A 20,769-nucleotide genomic window follows, 5' to 3' on the forward strand; every position below is an offset into this window, starting at 1 on the left:
CCCGTTGTCCTGATCGGACACCCGGTCCCTCCGACCCGTACCCCCGGCGGGAAGCGGCGACTAGCCTTTTCGGCAGGCGCGCCCGGCGCTGAGCGCACGCTCACTGGAGGTGGCGGATGACGGACGCCGACCCGGGGTACTTCGGGCCCGACTCGGTCACCTGGCAGCTGCACAGCGACCCCATGATGTGGATCGCGGGCGTCCGCGCGCTCTACCTCCAGGCACTGCACCCACGGGCCGTGCGCGGGGTCATGCAGAACTCCGACTTCCGCCAGGACGCCTGGGGCCGCCTGATGCGTACGGCCGATTTCGTCGGGACGCTCTCGTACGGCACGAAGGAGGCCGCCGAACAGGCCGGCGCCCGGGTGCGGCGGATCCACGCCCGGCTCAAGGCGGACGACCCCGAGACGGGGGAGCGGTTCGGGATCGACGACCCCGAGCTGCTCCTGTGGGTGCACTGCGCCGAGATCGACAGTTACCTCGGCGTCGTCCGGCGCTCCGGATTCCGTCTCGACGACGCCCAGGCGGACCGATACGTCGGCGAGCACCGGGTGGACGCCCGCCTGGTGGGGCTCGACCCGGCCGGCGTGCCCGGAACCGTCGCCGAGCTCGCCGCCTACTTCGACTCCATACGATCCCGTCTCGCGGCCACCTCCGACGCCCGGGCCGTCGACGACTTCCTGCGCCGCCCGCCCGTCCGCCCCCTGCTGGTCCCGGCGCGTGCGCTGGTGTGGCGGCGCGTGGCCGCCCTCGCCTACGCCTCACTGCCCCCGTACGCCCACGAGCTCTACGGCAGGCCCGCCCCCGCGGCGGGGACCGTGGACCGCCGTCTGACCCTGGCGGGAACGGCGCTGCGCCGCATTCCCCCGACCGTGCGCTGGCAGCTCCCGCCCCGGCACATCCTGAAGGCGGTCGCCCGGCTCGGGCCCCAGGCCCGACCCGCGCCGTACACACTCCGCTGAAGGGCGGCCATACTGGTGGGGCCGGGCAGGGCGGGTCAGTGACGGGGGCGACGGCACCAGATGGCGGAGACCAGGCTGATCCACGGCCGCTACCGGCTGCTCGACGTGATCGGGCGCGGCGGCATGGGCGAGGTGTGGCGGGCCCGCGACGAGTCGCTGGAGCGCCGGGTCGCGATCAAGCTGCTCAAGCCGCCGGCCCCGGGCCACGAGGAGTCCTTCGCCCGGGTCCTCAGGGAGCGCTTCCGGCGCGAGGCCCGGCTGGCGGCCGCGCTCCAGCACCGCGGGGTGACCGTCGTCCACGACTTCGGGGAGTACGAGGGCGGGCTCTATCTCGTGATGGAACTGCTGGAAGGCCGCAACCTCTGCGAGTGCCTCGACGACAACGAGCGGCGGCCGCTGCCGGTGGCGGACGTCGTGGACATCGCCGAGCAGGTCGCGGCGGCCCTCGCCTACACCCATCAACAGGGCATCGTGCACCGAGACTTGAAGCCCGCGAACATCATGCGGCTCGACGACGGCACCGTGAAGATCTGTGACTTCGGCATCGCCCGCCTCGGCGCCGACATCGACCTCACGAGCGGGCTCACCGGCACCGGCATCGCCATGGGCACCCCGCACTACATGTCGCCGGAGCAGATCGGCGGCGACGAGGTCGACCACCGCAGCGATCTGTACTCGCTCGGCTGTGTGCTGTACGAACTCTCCACCGGGGCGCCACCGTTCGACCTGGACGACACCTGGGCGGTGCTCGTCGGGCACCGCGACACCGAGCCCCTTCCGCCGCGCGAGCACCGTGCCGAGCTTCCCGGGTTCCTCGATCGCGTGGTGCTCGACCTGCTGTCCAAGGATCCGGGCCAACGTCCTTACGACGCGGGGGAGTTGTCGGCGCGGCTTGCCGCGGGGCGGGCTGCGGGGGGTTCCCTTGGTGGTTCGGTGCCGGTGGCGCCGCGTGCGGCCCGGCTCCCGGCCTGGACGAAGGGGATGACCGCCGGGCACAAGGCGGCCCGGGTCCCTTCTCCGGCCGACCCGGCCGACCCCGCCGCGGGCCTCACCCGAGAGTGGACCGCCTTGCGCAGTTCCCCGCGCCCCTGAACCCCCTGAAACCTGCCGGCGCCCTGGAAACCCGGCCCGGACGTGGGCGGGGGCGTGTTATCAAGGGGTATGGGGCTGCGTAGAGCGTTCGATCGTGAGCTGTATGACGTCGTCATCGTCGGCGGGGGCCACAACGGCCTGGTTGCCGCCGCCTATCTCGCTCGGGCCGGCAAGTCCGTCCTGGTGCTCGAACGGCTTGGCCGTACCGGTGGTGCGGCCGTGTCCACTCGGCCCTTCGCGGGGGTGGACGCCCGGCTCTCGCGCTACTCCTACCTCGTCTCGCTGCTGCCGAAGAAGATCGTCGACGATCTCGCGCTGGACTTCGCGGTCCGCAAACGCACCGTGTCCTCGTACACGCCGACCCTGCGCGAAGGACGTCCCGGCGGGCTCCTGGTCGGCGGCGGGCGGGAGCGCACCGCCGCGTCGTTTCGTCAACTGACCGGATCGGATGCGGAGTTCACCGCCTGGCAGAGTTTCTACGACACGACGCGGCAGGTGGCCGAGCGGGTCTTCCCCACGCTGACCGAGCCGCTGCCCAGCGCCGCCGCGCTGCGGGCGCGGGTGAGCGACGACGCCGCGTGGCGGATGCTGTTCGAGGAGCCCATCGGCGTCGCCGTCGAGGAACGCTTCAGCGACGACCTGGTGCGCGGCGTCGTACTCACGGACGCCCTGATCGGCACCTTCGCCGACGCCCACGACCCCTCGCTCGCCCAGAACCGCTGCTTCCTCTACCACGTGATCGGCCAGGGAACCGGGGACTGGGACGTCCCCGTCGGCGGCATGGGCGCCCTCACCGACGCACTCGCCGGGGCGGCTCGATCGGCCGGAGCGGAGATTGTCACCGGGCACGAGGTGACCGCGATCCGCACCGACGGGACCGAGGCGGAGGTCGGCTATGTCACCGGCGACACCTCCGGCACCGTGGCCGCCCGGCACGTCCTGGTGAACGCCTCCCCGCGAGCCCTCGCCGACCTCACCGGCTCCGCGCCGCCCGAGCCCGCGGAGGGCGCCCAGCTGAAGGTCAACATGCTGCTCACACGGCTGCCCCGGCTCCGGGACACCGCGGTGGACCCGAGGGAGGCCTTCGCCGGAACCTTCCACATCGCCGAGGGATACGGCCAGTTGGCGACCGCCTACGCCGAGGCCGCGCGCGGCGAGCTGCCCGGCGCACCGCCCTCGGAGATCTACTGCCACTCCCTGACCGACCCCTCGATCCTCGGCCCCGACCTCGCCCGCCGGGGCTACCAGACCCTCACCCTGTTCGGTCTGCACACTCCGGCCCGGCTGTTCGCCGGCGACAACGACAAGGCGCGCGAACTGCTGCTCTCCGCCACCCTCGCCCAACTCGACGCCCACCTCGACGAACCGCTCGCCGACTGTCTGGCACGGGACGCCGACGGCCGCCCCTGCATCGAGGCGAAGACGCCCCTGGACCTGGAGCGCGATCTGCGGCTGCCCGGCGGCCACATCTTCCACGGCGCACTCGCCTTCCCCTACGGCGACGAGTCCACGGGCCGCTGGGGGGTCGAGACGAGCCATCCGAACGTGCTGCTGTGCGGGGCGGGCGCGGTGCGCGGCGGCGGTGTGAGCGGCATCCCCGGCCACAACGCGGCGATGGCCGTGCTCGGTCGGTGAGCGACCGCCGCCCTCAACTGCTGCTTCGGCAGGCTCAGTTCGGGGAGCGTGTCCAGCCCGCCGCCTCGATCCGGGCGGCGTCGTGCGGCCGGGACTCGTCGAAGAGGACCCGGCCGTCCTCGACGATCCGCAGCCCGTCCACATACACCCCACGGCCGACGTACAGGGGGCCGGTGGTGTACCGCCAGCGCAGCCGCACCGGTCCCGCGGGCCGGTCGCCCAGATCCGCGTCGACCTCGTGCCAGACCCGGCCGGACCATCCCGTCACCGATCCCGCGGGGTGCTCCACGGCCGTCTCCCCGGGGAGCGCGGTCCTGAACGGCACGGCCCGCCAGGCCCCTTCGGGCCCCGCCGAGGCCTCCAAGGTGACGGTGCCCACGCCCGGCTCGGTGTCCCACCACAGCGCGCAGCTCAGGCGGAGCCTGGCGGCCGCGGGAGTGCGGGGCAGGGTGAGAGTGGCGGTGGTCCCGCGCGCCATGCCGGCGAACCAGGACTCCCCGCCGTGAGCGGGGCGTACCGGGACCGCGCGGGCGAGGGCGTCGCCCGCGGCCACCCGGGGCGCCGAGCCGGAGCGCCAGGTGCGGACCGGGTGCACGGAGTTGGCGAGCAGCACGAGGAAGGTGTCGGTGCCGGGGTCGATGACGATGCTGGTGCCGGTGAACCCCGTGTGCCCGGCGCTGCGCGGGGTGGCCATCGCGCCCATGTACCAGTGCTGGTACAGCTCGAAGCCCAGGCCGTGCTCGTGGCCGGGGAAGGCCGAGTTGAGGTCGGTGAACAGCAGCCCCACGGAGGCGGGGTTCAGGATCCTGGCCCGCCCGTAGACACCGCCGTTCAACAGGGTCCGGGCGAGGACCGCGAGGTCCCAGGCGCACGAGAACACCCCGGCATGACCGGCCACCCCGCCGAGGCAGTACGCGTTCTCGTCGTGGACCTCGCCCCACACCAGGCCCCGGTCGAGCCCCGACCACGGCCTTCGGGCGTCCTCGGTCGCGGCGATCCTCGGCTTCCAGGACGCGGGCGGGTTGTAGCGGGTGCTGCGCATCCCGAGCGGAGCGGTGATCTCGTCGTGGAGCAGTACGTCCAGCGGGCGCCCGGTGATCCTCTCCAGGACCAGCTGGAGCGAGATCAGATTCAGATCGGAGTAGAGGTAGGCGCTGCCGGGCACGGCGGCCGGGGCCTCGTTCCAGATGAGCCTCAGCTTCGCCTCGCGGGTCGGCGCCCCGTACAGCGGGATCCAGGAGCGGAACCCGGAGGTGTGGGTGAGCAACTGCCGTACGGTGACGGCCTGTTTGCCCGCCGCGCCGAACTCGGGCAGATACGCGGCGACGGGGCGGTCCAGGGCCAGCGCGCCCCGCTCGATCTGCTGGACGGCGAGCAGCGAGGTGAACAGTTTGGAGAGGGAGGCGAGGTCGTACACCGTGTCCTCGCTCGCCGCGATCCGGTCCTGGGGCGGCAGCTCCACGGCCCGGTCGCTCTGCTCGTCGTACCTCTCGTAGCGCACCGCGCTGCCGATCGCCCGGTGCAGCGCCACCGTGTCGCCGCGCCCCGCGAGCAGCACGGCGCTCGCGTACCAGGGGTGCCGGGGAGAGGGGCCGAGGTAGCGCTCGGCCTCCTCGACCAGACGGTCCAGATGCTCGGGCAGCAGTCCGGCCCGCTCGGCCCGGCCGTGCCGCAGCGTGCGTCCCCGCTCGTCCGCCGTCGCCGTCCCCGGCATCGAGCCCCCCATCAGCACGCCTCCCAGCACCACGGCCGCACCGGCCAGTCGTCGTCTGCTCATGCCCGGGACTTCCGCGGCCATCGGCTCGCACCTCTTCCTGACGCGCCGCCCGACGCGGTGAAAGTATCTTTCGTGATCACATCGATCATCGGAAACTTTCTTCCCCGGTACTGGCCGTGTCAATGATCCGTCGGGGGCGCCGAGGGCGTGGCGCAAAGAAACTGACGCAGCATCAGAAAATCTCTTCCCTCGTCGCTCCTGCTGCGGCATCCTGCGCCCCATGCAGACGGAGCTGAGCAAGAAACTGGGAGTGGAGCACGCCGTCTTCGGCTTCACGCCGTTTCCGGCGGTGGCCGCGGCCATCACCCGGGCCGGCGGATTCGGCGTGCTCGGCGCGGTCCGCTACACGGCCCCGGACGACCTGGCCCGTGATCTCGACTGGATGCAGGAGCACACCGAAGGCCTGCCCTACGGCCTCGACGTGGTGATGCCCGCCAAGAAGGTCGAGGGGGCCGGCGAGGCCGAGATCGAGGCCATGATCCCCGAGACGCACCGGCGTTTCGTGCGCGAGACCCTGGCCAAGCACGGCGTGCCCGAGCTCGCCGGGGGAGAGGCCTCGGGCTGGCGCATCACCGGCTGGATGGAACAGGTGGCCCGCAACCAGCTCGACGTCGCCTTCGACTATCCGATCAAGCTGCTCGCCAACGCGCTCGGTTCGCCCCCCGCCGACGTCATCGAGCGCGCCCACGACCGGGGTGTGCCGGTGGCCGCGCTCGCCGGCAGCGCCCGCCACGCCCGTCACCACGCCGAGGCGGGCATCGACGTCGTCGTCGCCCAGGGCTACGAGGCCGGCGGCCACACCGGGGAGATCGCCACCATGGTGCTGGTCCCCGAAGTCGTGGACGCCGTCGGCCCCTTGCCGGTGCTCGCGGCCGGGGGCATCGGCAGTGGCGAGCAGATCGCCGCCGGGCTCGCGCTCGGCGCCCAGGGCGTCTGGCTCGGCTCGCTCTGGCTCACCACCACCGAGGCCGAACTCCACTCCCGCGCGCTGACCCGCAAACTTCTCGCGGCGGGCTCGGGCGACACCGTCCGCTCCCGGGCCCTCACCGGCAAGCCCGCCCGCCAACTGCGCACCGAGTGGACCGACGCCTGGGACGACCCGGCGGGACCCGGCACCCTGCCCATGCCGCTCCAGGGCCTCCTCGTCGCCGAGGCCGTCTCGCGCATCCAGAAGTACGAGGTCGAACCGCTGCTCGGCACACCTGTAGGCCAGATCGTGGGGAAGATGACCGCCGAACGCAGCGTCCAGGACACCTTCGACGAGCTGACGCGGGGCTTCGAGCGCGCCGTCGACCGCATCAACCGCATCGCCGGGAGGGACGCCCGATGAACCAGCCGCCCAACGGTTTCTGGGCCCAGGCCACCGCCGACCCCGACCGGCCCGTCCTGCTCGCCCCGGACGGCGAGGAGTGGACCGCGGGCCGTCTGCACGCCGCCGTCAACCAACTCGTCCACGGGCTGCGGGCCGCCGGCCTGGAGCGCGGCGACGCGTTCGCCGTGGTGCTGCCCAACGGCGTCGAGTTCTTCACCGCCTACCTCGCCGCGTCCCAGGCCGGGTTCTACCTCGTGCCGGTCAACCACCATCTGGTCGGCCCGGAGATCGCGTGGATCGTCGCCGACTCCGGCGCCAAGGTGCTCATCGCACACGAACGGTTCGCGGACGCGGCCACCGCCGCCGCCGACGAGGCCGGCGTGCCCGCCTCCCACCGCTATGCCGTCGGCACGGTGCCCGGCTTCACTCCGTACGCCCAACTCCTGGACACACAGCCCGAGTCGGTCCCCGCCGACCGCACGCTGGGCTGGGTCATGAACTACACCTCGGGCACCACGGGGCGCCCGCGCGGCATCCGGCGCCCGCTGCCCGGGAAGCTCCCGGAGGAGACCTATCTCGGCGGTTTCCTCGCCATCTTCGGCATCAAGCCGTTCGACGACAACGTCCACCTCGTGTGCTCGCCGCTCTACCACACGGCCGTGCTCCAATTCGCGGGCGCCTCGCTCCACATCGGGCACCGCGTCGTCCTCATGGACAAGTGGACGCCCGAGGAGATGCTGCGCCTCATCGACCAACAGGCCTGCACCCACACGCACATGGTGCCGACCCAGTTCCACCGGCTCCTTTCGTTGCCCGACGAGGTGAAGGCGCGCTACGACGTGTCGTCGATGCGGCACGCCATCCACGGCGCCGCGCCCTGCCCCGACCACGTCAAACGCGCCATGATCGACTGGTGGGGGAGCTGCGTGGAGGAGTACTACGCGGCGAGCGAGGGAGGCGGCGCGTTTGCCACCGCCGAGGAGTGGCTGAAGAAGCCCGGCACCGTCGGAAGGGCCTGGCCCATCAGCGAGTTGGCGGTCTTCGACGACGACGGCAACCAGCTGCCGCCCGGGGAGCTCGGCACGGTGTACATGAAGATGTCGACCGGCGGCTTCAGCTACCACAAGGACGAGGGCAAGACCAGGAAGAACCGCATCGGCGACTTCTTCACCGTCGGCGACCTCGGCTACCTCGACGAGGACGGCTATCTCTTCCTGCGCGACCGCAAGATCGACATGATCATCTCCGGTGGCGTCAACATCTACCCGGCCGAGATCGAGGCCGCCCTGTTGACCCATCCGGCCGTCGCGGACGCCGCCGCCTTCGGCATCCCGCACGCCGACTGGGGAGAGGAGGTCAAGGCCGTCGTCGAGGTGGCCGAGGGCCATGCCGCGGACGAGGACCTCGCCGCGGAGATACTCGCCCACTGCGCGGACCGGCTGGCCGCGTACAAACGCCCCAAGACCCTCGACTTCATCGCGACGATGCCCCGCGACCCGAACGGCAAGCTGTACAAGCGGCGGTTGCGCGCACCGTACTGGGAGGGCCACGAGCGCGCGATGTGACGAGGCTTGACCTCGGCCTCCCGGCCGCCCAGGATCCAGCCATGGACGAGGTACGCAGCAGCACCGTCGACGGCATCGTGCGCCGCAGCGCCCGGCGCACCCCCGGCCGCACCGCCCTGCGCTACGCGGAGCGCTCCTGGAGCTATGCCGAACTGGACGAGGCCGTCTCCACCGCGGCCGCCTTCCTGACCGCCCTGGGGCTCCACAAGGGCGACCGGGTCGCCGCCTACGGCCACAACTCGGACGCCTACCTCATCGCGTTCCTCGCCTGCTCCCGCGCCGGGTTCGTCCATGTGCCGATCAACCAGCACCTCACCGGGGACGACCTGGTGTACATCCTGGAACAGTCCGGCGCGTCCCTCGTCCTCGCCGACCCCGCGCTCGCCGAGCAGGTGCCCGCGCGCTTCGCATCGCACCCCCTGCGCGAGGGCGCGGGCTCGCTGCTCGCCGCGCTGGCCGAGCCGGTCCCGTACGAGGGCGACGGTGACCGGCACGACCTGGTGCAACTGCTCTACACCTCCGGCACCACCGCGCTGCCCAAGGGCGCGATGATGACCCACCGGGCGCTCGTCCACGCGTATGTCTCCGCCATCACGGCGCTCGACCTGCGCGCCTCGGACCGGCCCGTCCACACCCTGCCGCTCTACCACTCGGCGCAGATGCACGTCTTTCTGCTGCCCTACCTCGCGGTGGGCGCCGAGAACACCGTCCTGGACGCGCCCGACGCCGGCCGGATCTTCGACCTGGTGGAGGCGGGCCGCGCCGACTCGCTGTTCGCGCCGCCCACGGTGTGGATCGCGCTCGCCGGTCATCGCGAGTTCGCCACCCGGGACCTGAGCGGATTGCGCAAGGCCTACTACGGGGCCTCGATCATGCCGGTGCCGGTCCTGGAGCGGCTGCGCGAACGGCTGCCGAGGCTCGCCTTCTACAACTGTTTCGGGCAGAGCGAGATCGGCCCGCTGGCCACGGTGCTCGGCCCCGACGAGCACGAGGGGCGGCTCGACTCGTGCGGGCGGCCCGTCCTCTTCGTCGAGGCGAGGGTCGTCGACGAGAGCGGCCAAGAGGTCCCCGACGGCACGGCGGGCGAAGTCGTCTACCGCTCACCGCAGTTGTGCGAGGGCTACTGGGACAAGCCCGCCGAGACCGAGGAGGCCTTCCGCGACGGATGGTTCCACTCCGGGGACCTCGCGGTGCGCGACGCCGAGGGCTACTTCACCGTCGTCGACCGGGTGAAGGACGTCATCAACTCCGGCGGCGTACTGATCGCCTCGCGCCAGGTCGAGGACGTGCTGTACACGCATCCGGCCGTCGCCGAGGCCGCCGTGGTGGGGCTGCCCGACGAGCGCTGGATCGAGGCGGTCACCGCGTTCGTCGTACGGCGGGGCGAGGTGAGCGAGGCCGCACTCATCGACCACGCCCGCCGGTCACTGGCCGGCTTCAAGACCCCCAAACGGGTGCGGTTCGTGGACGAACTGCCCCGGAACGCCAGCGGAAAGATCCTCAAGCGCGAACTGCGCCGGTTCGCCTGAACACCCGGGCGAGGCAAGGGAGTTGAGGTCTCCGGAGGTCCCCACCTCTGTCAACTCCTCTCCTGCCGCAGGTCGACGATGCGTTTGAACTTGCCCACCGAACGCTCGATGGTCTCGGGGTCGACGACCTCCACCTCCACCGAGACCCCGATGCCGTCCTTGACCGCCGCGACGATCGAGCGGGCAGCCGCCTCGCGCTGCTCCGGCGCCAGGCCCGCCCGCGCCTCCACCCGTACCGTCAGCGCGTCGAGCCGGCCCTGCCGGGTCAGCCTGAGCTGGAAGTGCGGGGCGACGCCGGGCGTGCGCAGCACGATCTCCTCGACCTGGGTGGGGAAGAGATTCACCCCGCGCAGAATGATCAGGTCGTCGCTGCGCCCGGTCACCTTCTCCATCCGCCGAAAGATCCGGGCCGTGCCGGGCAGAAGCCGCGTCAAGTCCCGCGTCCGGTAACGGATCACCGGCATCGCTTCCTTGGTGAGCGAGGTGAAGACCAGCTCGCCCCGCTCTCCGTCCGGCAGCACCTCACCGGTGAGCGGATCCACGATCTCCGGATAGAAGTGGTCCTCCCAGATGTGCAGCCCGTCCTTGGTCTCCACGCATTCCTGCGCGACACCGGGGCCCATCACCTCGGAGAGCCCGTAGATGTCGACCGCGTCGATCGCGAACCGCTCCTCGATCTCGCGGCGCATCTCCTCGGTCCACGGCTCGGCGCCGAAGATGCCGACCTCGAGCGAGGTGGAGCGCGGATCGACGCCCTGCCGCTCGAATTCGTCGAGCAGCGTCAGCATGTAGGACGGCGTCACCATGATGATCTCGGGGCGGAAGTCCTGGATGAGCTGCACCTGACGGGCCGTCATGCCGCCGGAGGCGGGGATCACCGTGCAGCCCAGTCGCTCGGCCCCGTAGTGCGCGCCGAGCCCGCCGGTGAACAGGCCGTATCCGTACGCCACATGCACCTTGTGGCCGGGGCGTCCGCCCGCGGCGCGGATCGACCGGGCCACCACGTCCGCCCAGGTGTCCAGGTCACGCTGGGTGTAGCCGACGACGGTCGGCCGGCCCGTGGTGCCGCTGGAGGCGTGGATGCGGCGGATCTCGCTCTCGGGGACCGCGAACATCCCGAACGGGTAGTGGTCGCGCAGATCCGACTTCGCGGTGAAGGGGAAGCGGGCCAGATCGGCGAGCGAGTGACAGTCCTGTGGGCGGACCCCCGCCTTGTCGAAGGCCTCCCGGTAGAACGCCACGTTGTCGTAGGCATGGCGCAGCGAGGCCCGCAGCCGCTCGAGCTGAAGGGCCTGGAGCTCCGGCCGGCTCAGCCGCTCGGCCTCGTCCAGCTCAGCTGCCATGGGTGCGCTCCCGTCCTCGCCCCACCCGCGAAGGGTGACGAAATCGGACGACCGATCATTCGGTCGATCTGTTCCCGGATCAGTAATTCACCAGCCCCAGGGGTGCGTCAAGGCCTGTGGACAACCCGCGACGAACCCTCGGACCGATCGCCGGTCCAAGATCGCGCCGTGAGCGAAAGGCGTTGCCGCGCCCGGCGGACGGCTGTGAGGATCGCAGTCATGCCGAAGTTCACGACGTACGACGGAACCCGACTCGCCTACCATCTGCGAGGCACGGGCGAACCCCTGCTCTGCGTGCCGGGCGGCGCGATGCGCGCCTCGCAGTACCTCGGAGAGCTGGGCGGCCTCGCCGCCCACCGCCGGCTGGTCCTGCTCGATCTGCGCGGCACGGGCGACTCGGAGATACCGGACGACCCCTCGTCCTACCGCTGCGACCGGCAGGTGGCCGACATCGAGGCGCTCCGCGCCCACCTGGGCCTCGACCGGATCGATCTGCTCGGCCACTCGGCGGGCAGCAACCTGGCGATGCTGTACGCGGCCGCCCACCCCGACCGGGTTGCCCGCCTCGCGCTGATCACCCCGACCCCCTGGGCCCTCGGTATGCCGCCGACGCCCGAGGAGCGGCTCGCCGCGGCCCGGCTGCGCAAGGACGAGCCGTGGTTCGAGGAGGCGTACGCGGCCTACGCGGCGGAGCTCGCCGGGCAGCCGCCGCAGGCGGAGTACGAGGCGCTCCTCTACGGCCGGTGGGACGCGGCGGCCAAGGCGCACGCGGACGCCGCTGAGCGGCAGTGCAACGACGCGGCGGCGGACGTCTTCTGGAGCGACGGCGCCTTCGACCCCGCGGCCACCCGTGCCGCCATGGCCCAACTCGACGCCCCGGTCCTCGTGCTGGCCGGTGAGTGGGACGGCGGCCCCTGCCCGGAGCTGGCGGCCAGGGCCGCGGCCTGCTTCGCCGACGGACAGCTCCAAGTCCAGCCGTCTTCCGGTCACTTCCCCTGGCTCGACGACCCGGGCGCCTTCACCCGTACCGTGGCCGCCTTCCTCGACCCGGACGTCCGCACGGTCACCGTCGACGGGGTGCGGCTCGCCTACCGCGTCCGGGGTGACGAGTGGGCGCCGCCCGTGGTCCTCGTGCACGGCCGGGGCGGCGACAGCCGGGACTGGGAGGTGATCGCCGAACGGCTCGCGGCCACCCGCCGGGTGTACGCCCTCGACCTGCGCGGCCACGGCCTGAGCGACTGGCCGGGCGGCTACTCCTTCGAGGCTTTCCGCGACGACCTCCGTGGCTTCCTCACCCAACTCGGCCTGAACGGGGCTGACTTGGTGGCTCATTCCATGGGCGGCGCGGCCGCGGCGCTGCTCGCCGAGGACGAGCCCGGCTTCATCGGCCGTCTCGTCCTGGAGGAGACCCCGCCGCTCTTCCCCCTGAAGCCGCCGCGCGGTCCCATGGAGCGCCCCGCCGGTGAGCTCGGCTTCGACTGGGCCGTGGTGCCCGCGATCGACGCCCAGTTGAACGACCCCGACCCGTCGTGGCGCGGCCGGTTCGCCGCCATCGCGGTCCCCACCCTGGTCGTGGCGGGCGGCCCGACCAGCCATGTCGACCAGAAGAAGGTGGCCTGGATGGCCTCGCGCATACCGGACGCCCGCCTCGTCACCATCGACGCGGGCCATCTCGTGCACACCGAGCGGCCCGCCGCCTTCCTGGACGCGCTCGACGCGTTCGGCATCAAGTGAGCGCCGCTCCGCCCCCTTCTTCGGTGTCCGCCTCACAGGCGACCGACCGCGCCCAGCGGTAGTCCGCCTTCCCGCTCGGTGAGCGCTGGATGGCGGGGGCGATCACCAGTTGGCGCGGCACCTTGTAACCGGCCAGCCGGGTGCGGCAGTGCGTCTGGATCGTTTCGAGCGTGGGCCGCGCCGCACCGGCACGGACCTGGACCACTGCCGCCACATGGCTGCCCCAGGTGGGGTCGGGCACCCCGGCCACCAGCGCGTCGTACACGTCCGGATGCGACTTGAGGGCCTGCTCGACCTCCTCCGGGTAGACCTTCTCGCCGCCGGTGTTGATGCACTGCGAGCCGCGCCCGAGGACCGTGACGATGCCGTCCTCGTCCACGGTCGCCATGTCGCCGAGCAGCACCCAGCGTTCGGTGCCCCGCTGGAAGAAGGTCTCGGCGGTCTTCACCGGGTCGTTGTAGTAGCCGAGCGGCACATGTCCGCGCTGGGCCAGCCGCCCCGGCTCGCCGACCGCCACCATCTCGTGCGTCACCGGATCCACCACCCGGGTACGGTCGTTGACCTCCAGACGGAAGCCCTTCTCCGGACCCGAGTCGTCGGTCGCCTTGCCGTTGGAACCCGACTCGGAGGAGCCGAAGTTGTTGAGGATCAGCGCGCCCGGAACCAGCTCCTGAAGCTGGTCGCGGACCGTCTGCGACATGATCGCACCGGACGAGGAGACGCTGAACAGCGAGGAGAGGTCGGTCCCCTTGAGCGGACCGTGCAGGGCGTCGATCAGTGGCCGCAGCATCGCGTCGCCCACCAGGGACACACTGGTCACCTTCTCCTTCTCGATCGTACGGAGCACCTCCTCGGGCACGTACTTGCGGTGGATGACCACCCGCTGGCCGTAGTCGAAGGCGACGAACGAGGTGAGCGTCGAGGTGCCGTGCATCAGCGGGGGAGCGGGGAAGAAGGTCAGGCCCGCGCCGCCCTTGGCGACCCGCTCGGCCAGTTCCTCGGGCCGTTTCACCGGCTCGCCCGCCGGGTCGCCGCCGAACAACCCGGCGAAGAACAGGTCTTCCTGACGCCACATCACGCCCTTCGGCAAGCCGGTGGTGCCGCCGGTGTAGATGATGAACAGGTCGTCACCGGAGCGCGGCCCGAAGCCCCGCTCGGGTGATCCCGACGCCTCGGCCTCGGTGAAGGCGACCGCCCCGGCGACCCTCGCGCCGCCCTCGGCCGACCCCGCGCCGCCCTCGGCCGACCCCGCGCCGCCCTCGGCCGACCCCACACCGTCCTCGACGGCCCCCGCCCCGCCCTCGGCGGCCCCCACCCGGATCAGATGCCGCAGCTTTCGGGCCTGCGTGAGCGCGCCCGCCACCCGGGGGGAGAACTCGGTGTCGAACACCAGCGCCGCGAGATCCGCGTCCTGATAAAGATAGGCCAACTCCTCTTCCACATAACGGTAGTTGACGTTGACCGGGACCAGGCGCGCCTTCAGCGCGGCCAGGACGGTCTGGAGGTACTCGACGCCGTTGTAGAGGTGCAGGCCCAGGTGCTCGCCGGGCTTGAGCCCCGCGTCGATCAGGTGGTGCGCGAGCCGGTTGGCCGCCGTGTCCAACTGGCGGTAGGTCAACCTGCGTTCGGCGCCCGTTCCGGGATGGTCGAGGTAGACGAGGGCTTCGCGGTCCGGGACCACGTCGACGACGGACTCGAACAGGTCGGCAAGGTTGTACTCCACCATTCCTCCTGACACCGGCCCCGACTGACTGGGGGTCATCAGAGCAAAGCCGCGCAGAACTGGGAAGGGCGTCGCCGAAGAAATCTGACTGACTGTCAGAAAACTATTGAACTGGCACCTCCCCTACTGCAACCTGTTCTAGGTCTTGAGACGGGAGGACGGCAATGGGTGGTACGGAACACCTCACCGTGCAGCGCGAAGGCGCCACGCTGGTGCTCACCCTCAACCGGCCGGAAGCGAAGAACGCGCTCTCGCTTCCGCTGTTGGTGGGGCTCTACGACGGCTGGCTGGAGGCCGACGCCGACGACTCGATCCGCTCGATCGTCCTCACCGGCGCGGGCGGCGACTTCTGCGCGGGCATGGACCTCAAGGCCCTCGCGGGCGGGGGCATGGCGGGCGACCACTACCGGGACCGCCTCACCGCCGACCCCGATCTGCACTGGAAGGCGATGCTGCGCCACCACCGCCCCCGCAAACCGGTGATCGCCGCGGTCGAGGGGTACTGCGTGGCCGGGGGCACCGAGATCCTCCAGGGCACCGACATCCGCGTCGCCGGGGCCGGGGCGACGTTCGGGCTCTTCGAGGTGAAGCGCGGGCTCTTTCCCATCGGGGGGTCCACGGTGCGGCTCCAGCGGCAGATCCCGCGGACCCACGCCCTGGAGATGCTGCTCACGGGGCGGCCGTACAGCGCCGAGGAGGCCGTGCGGATCGGGCTGATCGGGCGGGTGGTGCCGGACGGTACGGCGCTCGACGTGGCCCTTCGGATCGCCTCGGAGATCAACGCGTGTGGGCCGTTGGCGGTGGAGGCGGTCAAGGAGTGTGTGTACGCCACGGCGTCCATGGGGGAGGCGGAGGGGCTGGCGCTGGAGTTGGAGCGGGGGTGGCCGGTGTTCGCGACGGAGGATGCGAAGGAGGGGGCGGCGGCGTTTGCCGCGAAGCGGGTGCCTGTGTTTCGGCGGGGGTGAGGATTCCCCACCCCGCCCCTTCCCGAAACCCTCCGGGGGCTCGGTCGGGTGCGGGCCGGTGGTCGATCCCGGGGCTCCGCCCCGGACCCCGTTCGCGCCTTGACGGCGCTCGTCCTCAAACGCCGGACGGGCTGTAGGTGGCCCCAGTCGGCCCGAGGGCCCAGACGACGGACGAGTTGTAGGTGGCCCCAGCCGACTCGAAGGCCCAAACCGCCGGACGGGCTGTAGGTGGCCCCGAATTTAGGAGTTGGATCATGGCAGGATCTGCCGCGACCGAGGTGTTGCGTGCGCCGCTTGTTGTTGAGTTTCCGTTCACCCGGTCCCTCGGGCCCGTTCAGAGTGCCTTCCTTACGGGGCTGCGCGAGCGGGTCGTGCTCGGGGTGCGGACGGGGGACGGGCGGGTGCTCGTGCCGCCCGTCGAGTACGACCCCGTCACCGCGGAGGAGATCCGCGAGCTCGTCGAGGTCGCGCCCGCCGGCACCGTGACCACCTGGGCCTGGAACCCGGCCCCGCGCCGCGGCCAGCCCCTGGAGCGGCCCTTCGCCTGGGTGCTCGTCAAGCTGGACGGGGCCGACACCTCGCTCCTGCACGCCCTGGACGCGCCGGGGCCCGACGCCGTGCACAGTGGGATGCGGGTCCGCGTCCGCTGGGCGCAGGACCGCACGGGCGCCATCACGGACATCGCCTGCTTCGAACCGGACGACGGTGGGGAGGAGGCCCAACCCTGCGGTCACAGCGGGGAGTTCGAAGACGCCGTCACCGGCATCGTCGCGCCCGCCCGGCTCGACTACACCTACAGCCCCGGCCGCGCCCAGTCCGCGTACATCAACGCGCTGTCCGCCCGGAAGACCGTCGGCGAGCGCTGCCCGGACTGCCGCAAGGTGTACGTTCCGCCGCGCGGCGCCTGCCCGACCTGCGGGGTCGCCACCGAGGAGCGGGTCGAGGTCGGGCCGGCCGGGACCGTCACCACGTACTGCATCGTCAACATCAAGGCGAAGAACCTCGACATCGAAGTGCCCTACGTCTACGCGCACATCGCGCTCGACGGCGCCGGCCTCGCCCTGCACGGGCGGATCGGCGGAATCCCGTACGACCAGGTGCGGATGGGGCTGCGGGTCGAACCGGTGTGGAGCGAGGGCGGCCGCTACCCCGACCACTACCGGCCCACCGGCGAACCCGACGCCGACTACGAGACGTACAAGGAGCTGATCTGATGGCGCCCACCGGACCCGGCCGGGACGTGGCGATCGTCGCCTTCGCGCAGAGCGACCACCGGCGCCGCACCGACGAGCTGTCCGAGGTCGAACTCCTCATGCCGGTGCTGCACCAGGTCCTCGACGCGACCGGCCTCAAGACCAGCGACATCGGCTTCACCTGCTCCGGCTCCAGCGACTACCTCGCCGGACGCGCCTTCTCCTTCACCATGGCGCTCGACGGCGTCGGAGCCTGGCCGCCCATCTCCGAATCGCACGTGGAGATGGACGGGGCCTGGGCCCTGTACGAGGCCTGGGTGAAGATCCTCACCGGCGAGGCCGACACCGCGCTCGTCTACGGATACGGCAAGTCCTCGCCCGGTGAGGTGCGCGATGTGCTGACCCGTCAGCTCGACCCCTACTACGTGGCGCCCCTGTGGCCCGACTCCGTCTCGCTCGCCGCCCTCCAGGCGCAGGCCCTCATCGACGCGGGCGACACCGACGAGACGGCGCTCGCCTCGATCGCCGGGCGCAGCCGGGCCGCTGCCACCGCCAACTCCCATGCGCAGGTGCGTGGTTCGCGTGCCCAGGGCGAGTACGTGGTGCGTCCGCTGCGCACCGGGGACTGCCCGCCCATCGGGGACGGCGCGGCCGCCGTGATCCTCGCGGCCGGGGACCGGGCGCGCGACCTGTGCGCGCGGCCCGCCTGGATCCGCGGCATGGACCACCGCATCGAGGCCCACAGCCTCGGCGTGCGCGACCTCACCGACTCGCCGTCCACCCGCCTCGCCGCCGAACGGGCCGGTTTCTTCGAACGGCCGGTGGACACCGCCGAGTTGCACGCGCCCTTCACCTCGCAGGAGGTGGTCCTGCGCAAGGCGCTACGGCTCGGCGAGGACGTCAGCGTCAACCCGTCCGGAGGCGCGCTCGCGGCGAACCCCGTGATGGCCGCCGGGCTGCTGCGGCTCGGCGAAGCCGCCGCCCGCATCCACAGAGGCGACTCCGACCGTGCACTCGCGCACGCCACGTCCGGCCCCTGCCTGCAACAGAACCTGGTCGCCGTCCTGGAGGGGGAGTCATGAGCAAGGAACCCGTGGCCGTCGTCGGCGTCGGCCAGACCAAGCACGTGGCCGCCCGGCACGACGTGTCCATCGCCGGACTCGTCCGCGAGGCCGCCCAACGAGCCCTCGAAGACGCCGAGTTGACGTGGGCCGACATCGACGCCGTCGTCATCGGCAAGGCGCCCGACTTCTTCGAGGGCGTCATGATGCCCGAGCTCTACCTCGCCGACGCCCTCGGCGCGGTCGGCAAGCCCATGCTGCGGGTGCACACGGCGGGCTCCGTCGGCGGCTCGACCGCCCTCGTCGCCTCCAACCTGGTCGCCGCCCGCGTCCACCGCACGGTGCTCACCCTCGCCTTCGAGAAGCAGTCCGAGTCCAACGCCATGTGGGGCCTGTCCCTGCCCGTGCCCTTCACCCAGCCGCTGCTCGCGGGCGCCGGCGGGTTCTTCGCGCCCCACGTACGGGCCTATATGCGGCGCACCGGCGCCCCCGACACCGTGGGCTCCCTCGTCGCGTACAAGGATCGGCGCAACGCCCTCAAGAACCCCTACGCCCATCTGCACGAGCACGACATCACCCTGGAGAAGGTGCAGGCCTCACCCATGCTGTGGGACCCGATCCGCTACTCCGAGACCTGCCCGTCCTCCGACGGGGCCTGCGCGATGGTCCTCACCGACCGGGCGGGCGCCGCCCGTTCGCCCCGCCCCGCGGCCTGGGTCCACGGCGGCGCCATGCGCAGCGAGCCGACCCTGTTCGCCGGCAAGGACTTCGTGTCGCCCCAGGCGGGCAAGGACTGCGCGGCCGACGTCTACCGGCAGGCGGGCATCGCCGACCCGCGCCGCGAGATCGACGCCGTCGAGATGTACGTCCCGTTCTCCTGGTACGAGCCGATGTGGCTGGAGAACCTGGGCTTCGCCGCCGAGGGCGAGGGCTGGAAGCTCACCGAGGCCGGCGTCACCGAACTGGACGGCGACCTGCCCGTCAACCCCTCGGGCGGCGTCCTGTCCACCAACCCCATCGGCGCCTCCGGCATGATCCGCTTCGCCGAGGCCGCCCTCCAGGTGCGCGGTCTGGCCGGGGAACACCAGGTGGCGGGGGCCCGCAAGGCGCTCGGCCACGCCTATGGTGGCGGATCCCAGTTCTTCGCGATGTGGCTGGTCGGCGCCGAACCACCCGCCCGTTGAGGACACCGGGCGAGGGGCGGGCCCGGTACCGCTTCCGCGGCCTGTCCGTCCCCCCGCGCGATCGCTAGTGTGGCCCCCGGACGACAGCACCGGGGAGGAGCACGGACGTGGCCGACACCACCATCACCACCCAGCACACCTTGGGGACCCTTGCGGGGCACACCCGTTCCGGCTGGGAGAAGCCGGAGCTCGATCTCAGCAAGGCCGAATGGCGGTCGAGCAGTCAGGGGGCGGGAGATGTCCAGATCGCCTTCGTCGAAGGCTTCATCGCCATGCGCAACAGCGCCAGCCCCGGCAGCCCACCCCTGATCTTCAGTCCCGCCGAATGGCGGGCCTTCGTGATCAACGCGCGTGACGGCGAGTTCGACCTGACCTAGCCGGGCCGGAGCACGGCGGTGCGCGCCTCCGGTTCCGCCACCGCGCGGTGGCGGCCCGGACGCGCGCACTGCCGGCCTCTACGCGCCCTCGCGCTCCCCGGAAGCCTGCTCGGGGAAGAGTTGGGCCCACGGCCGCTGACGGCCCTCGCTGACCGCGGCGATGCCCGCCTCGCCGTACCGCGCCGTCTCCAGGGACCAGGCCAGGTTCCCGCTCATCAGGGCGCGCATGCCGTCGACGTAATCGTCCACCTGGGCCCGCACTCGCTCGGGAAGCTCGGTCGTGTCGAGCTGCGCGGCGAGCTCGACCGTCAGCTCCTGGAAGCGTGCGATCCGGGAGTTGGCCATGGCGGCCACCCGGCGCACCGCCTGATCGACGGAGCACATCTCCTGCCGTAACAGAATGATGACGCTGTTGTTCACATCGCCCGCCGCCAGCTCCTTGTCCACGGACACCATGTCGTTGACGAAGATCACCACATCGGCGGTGATCACCCGCATCTCGGCCAGCGGCGCCCCCTCGTGCAACTCCCTGGGCAGCGTGTAACCCCCGCAGCGCTCCACCAGGTCGAGACAGGGCTGCACCCCTATGGAGTCCCGGCGGCCGCGTAGGAAGAGAGGCAGGGTCAACGTGCCGTTGCGGGTCCGGTTCAGGGCCTCCCAGTGATATGCCGTCAGATACTCGCGCCAGTGCGCCCGGAAGCGGTCCTGCCACAGGAGCGGGGTGCCCGCGGTCACCCGCTGCCACAGATCACGAAAACTTTCGGCCAGCCGGTTCGTGGCTTCGCCCGGCACCGGCGGCTCGTCGCTCATGGTGCGCAAGACCGTATCGATCTGACGCACCACCACGTCGGGCCGCTTCCCGAGCGGCCCGTCGAACTGGTCGTCGAAGACGAAGAACCAGGCGTTGAGGTCCGTCGCCAGGGCGAGATGCGCGTCCGAGGCGTCCGGATAGAAGTACGCCATCAGCCGTTCCAGGCCCATCGCGTCGTATTCGGCCGTCGCCTGCTCTCCGGCCAACATGCCGAACTCGTACAGCCAGTCCAGCGTGTGCCGCCGGGCCAGCTCGTGCCGGGGATGCCGACGAGCCGGAAAGGGAATGTCGACGAGCCCCGTCCGCGTCCGGGCCGACCGGACTCTGCCAGTGCTGCCCATACGGCACCGCCTCCTTAGTACTCCGTACGTCGTTCAATCATCAAGGGGAGGTGGGCCGGTGACCAGTCGCATCACGCCGGAGCCCGACAGCGCACCGGGGGCGTACGTGGTCCCTCCTGGCGCCCCTCGGGGACAATCCGAGCCCAACCGCCCATGAATTCAGCC

General features: G+C 71.6%; 15 protein-coding genes and 1 pseudogene. 12 read left to right on the plus strand and 4 right to left on the minus strand.

Annotated elements, in window-relative coordinates:
* Positions 1-116: 116 nt before the first annotated feature.
* The 3 genes and pseudogenes from DWB77_RS32960 (at position 117) to DWB77_RS32970 (ending at position 3,689) form a co-directional block, all read left to right on the plus strand.
* Positions 117-962: an oxygenase MpaB family protein gene (locus DWB77_RS32960; RefSeq protein WP_120725844.1), complete on the plus strand. Its 846-nt coding sequence runs from the start codon at positions 117-119 to the stop codon at positions 960-962.
* 60 nt (positions 963-1,022) lie between these two features.
* A pseudogene (locus tag DWB77_RS32965) lies at positions 1,023-1,854 on the plus strand (serine/threonine-protein kinase); the annotation flags it as partial.
* Positions 1,855-2,123: 269 nt separating this feature from the next.
* Entirely contained in the window at positions 2,124-3,689 is a 1,566-nt protein-coding gene (locus DWB77_RS32970) for a phytoene desaturase family protein (protein ID WP_120725848.1), read from the plus strand.
* Positions 3,690-3,723: 34 nt separating this feature from the next.
* Here the strand turns inward: DWB77_RS32970 and DWB77_RS32975 are convergent, their stop codons facing one another.
* Entirely contained in the window at positions 3,724-5,487 is a 1,764-nt protein-coding gene (locus DWB77_RS32975; RefSeq protein WP_162952652.1) for a serine hydrolase domain-containing protein, read from the minus strand.
* 199 nt (positions 5,488-5,686) lie between these two features.
* On the opposite strand from DWB77_RS32975, the gene DWB77_RS32980 reads away from it, so the two are divergent.
* The 3 genes from DWB77_RS32980 to DWB77_RS32990 are packed head-to-tail and all read left to right on the plus strand — an operon-like array spanning position 5,687 to position 9,872.
* Entirely contained in the window at positions 5,687-6,796 is a 1,110-nt protein-coding gene (locus DWB77_RS32980) for a nitronate monooxygenase (protein ID WP_120725850.1), read from the plus strand.
* The gene (locus DWB77_RS32985; protein WP_120725851.1) at positions 6,793-8,343 is read left to right on the plus strand and encodes an acyl-CoA synthetase; all 1,551 of its coding nucleotides are present in this window, start codon (positions 6,793-6,795) and stop codon (positions 8,341-8,343) included. Before DWB77_RS32980 ends, DWB77_RS32985 begins: the two co-directional genes overlap by 4 nt.
* A gap of 41 nt (positions 8,344-8,384) precedes the next feature.
* Positions 8,385-9,872 (plus strand): acyl-CoA synthetase, encoded by a 1,488-nt coding sequence (locus DWB77_RS32990; RefSeq protein WP_120725852.1) that lies wholly within the window; start codon positions 8,385-8,387, stop codon positions 9,870-9,872.
* Between the two features lie 50 nt (positions 9,873-9,922).
* On the opposite strand, the gene paaK is transcribed toward DWB77_RS32990, so the two are convergent.
* Entirely contained in the window at positions 9,923-11,215 is a 1,293-nt protein-coding gene (gene paaK / locus DWB77_RS32995; protein WP_120725854.1) for a phenylacetate--CoA ligase PaaK, read from the minus strand.
* A gap of 219 nt (positions 11,216-11,434) precedes the next feature.
* On the opposite strand from paaK, the gene DWB77_RS33000 reads away from it, so the two are divergent.
* The gene (locus DWB77_RS33000) at positions 11,435-12,949 is read left to right on the plus strand and encodes an alpha/beta fold hydrolase (RefSeq protein WP_120725855.1); all 1,515 of its coding nucleotides are present in this window, start codon (positions 11,435-11,437) and stop codon (positions 12,947-12,949) included.
* Here DWB77_RS33000 and DWB77_RS33005 read toward each other — a convergent pair.
* On the minus strand, positions 12,942-14,672 hold the full coding sequence (locus tag DWB77_RS33005; protein ID WP_120728508.1) for an acyl-CoA synthetase: 1,731 nt from the start codon (positions 14,670-14,672) through the stop codon (positions 12,942-12,944). The two genes, DWB77_RS33000 and DWB77_RS33005, sit on opposite strands and share 8 nt — an antisense overlap.
* A 164-nt stretch (positions 14,673-14,836) precedes the next feature.
* Here DWB77_RS33005 and DWB77_RS33010 point away from each other — a divergent pair, with 164 nt between their 5' ends.
* The 5 genes from DWB77_RS33010 to DWB77_RS33030 all read left to right on the plus strand — a co-directional run bounded on the left by DWB77_RS33010 (position 14,837) and on the right by DWB77_RS33030 (position 19,452).
* Positions 14,837-15,637, plus strand: a complete 801-nt coding sequence (locus tag DWB77_RS33010; RefSeq protein ID WP_120725856.1) for a crotonase/enoyl-CoA hydratase family protein — start codon at positions 14,837-14,839, stop codon at positions 15,635-15,637.
* 254 nt (positions 15,638-15,891) lie between these two features.
* The gene (locus DWB77_RS33015; RefSeq protein WP_120725858.1) at positions 15,892-16,851 is read left to right on the plus strand and encodes a Zn-ribbon domain-containing OB-fold protein; all 960 of its coding nucleotides are present in this window, start codon (positions 15,892-15,894) and stop codon (positions 16,849-16,851) included.
* Positions 16,851-17,912, plus strand: a complete 1,062-nt coding sequence (locus DWB77_RS33020) for a thiolase domain-containing protein (protein WP_120725860.1) — start codon at positions 16,851-16,853, stop codon at positions 17,910-17,912. The genes DWB77_RS33015 and DWB77_RS33020 overlap by 1 nt, the downstream gene beginning before the upstream one ends.
* Positions 17,909-19,075, plus strand: coding sequence for a thiolase domain-containing protein (locus tag DWB77_RS33025; RefSeq protein ID WP_120725862.1), 1,167 nt, complete (start codon positions 17,909-17,911; stop codon positions 19,073-19,075). The genes DWB77_RS33020 and DWB77_RS33025 overlap by 4 nt, the downstream gene beginning before the upstream one ends.
* 140 nt (positions 19,076-19,215) lie before the next feature.
* Positions 19,216-19,452, plus strand: a complete 237-nt coding sequence (locus tag DWB77_RS33030) for a DUF397 domain-containing protein (RefSeq protein ID WP_120728510.1) — start codon at positions 19,216-19,218, stop codon at positions 19,450-19,452.
* A 78-nt stretch (positions 19,453-19,530) separates the two neighbouring features.
* On the opposite strand, the gene DWB77_RS33035 is transcribed toward DWB77_RS33030, so the two are convergent.
* Complete coding sequence (locus tag DWB77_RS33035; protein WP_120725864.1) at positions 19,531-20,604, minus strand: isoafricanol synthase; 1,074 nt, start codon at positions 20,602-20,604, stop codon at positions 19,531-19,533.
* Positions 20,605-20,769 lie beyond the last annotated feature (165 nt).

This window comes from Streptomyces hundungensis (assembly GCF_003627815.1).
Classification (GTDB): domain Bacteria; phylum Actinomycetota; class Actinomycetes; order Streptomycetales; family Streptomycetaceae; genus Streptomyces; species Streptomyces hundungensis_A.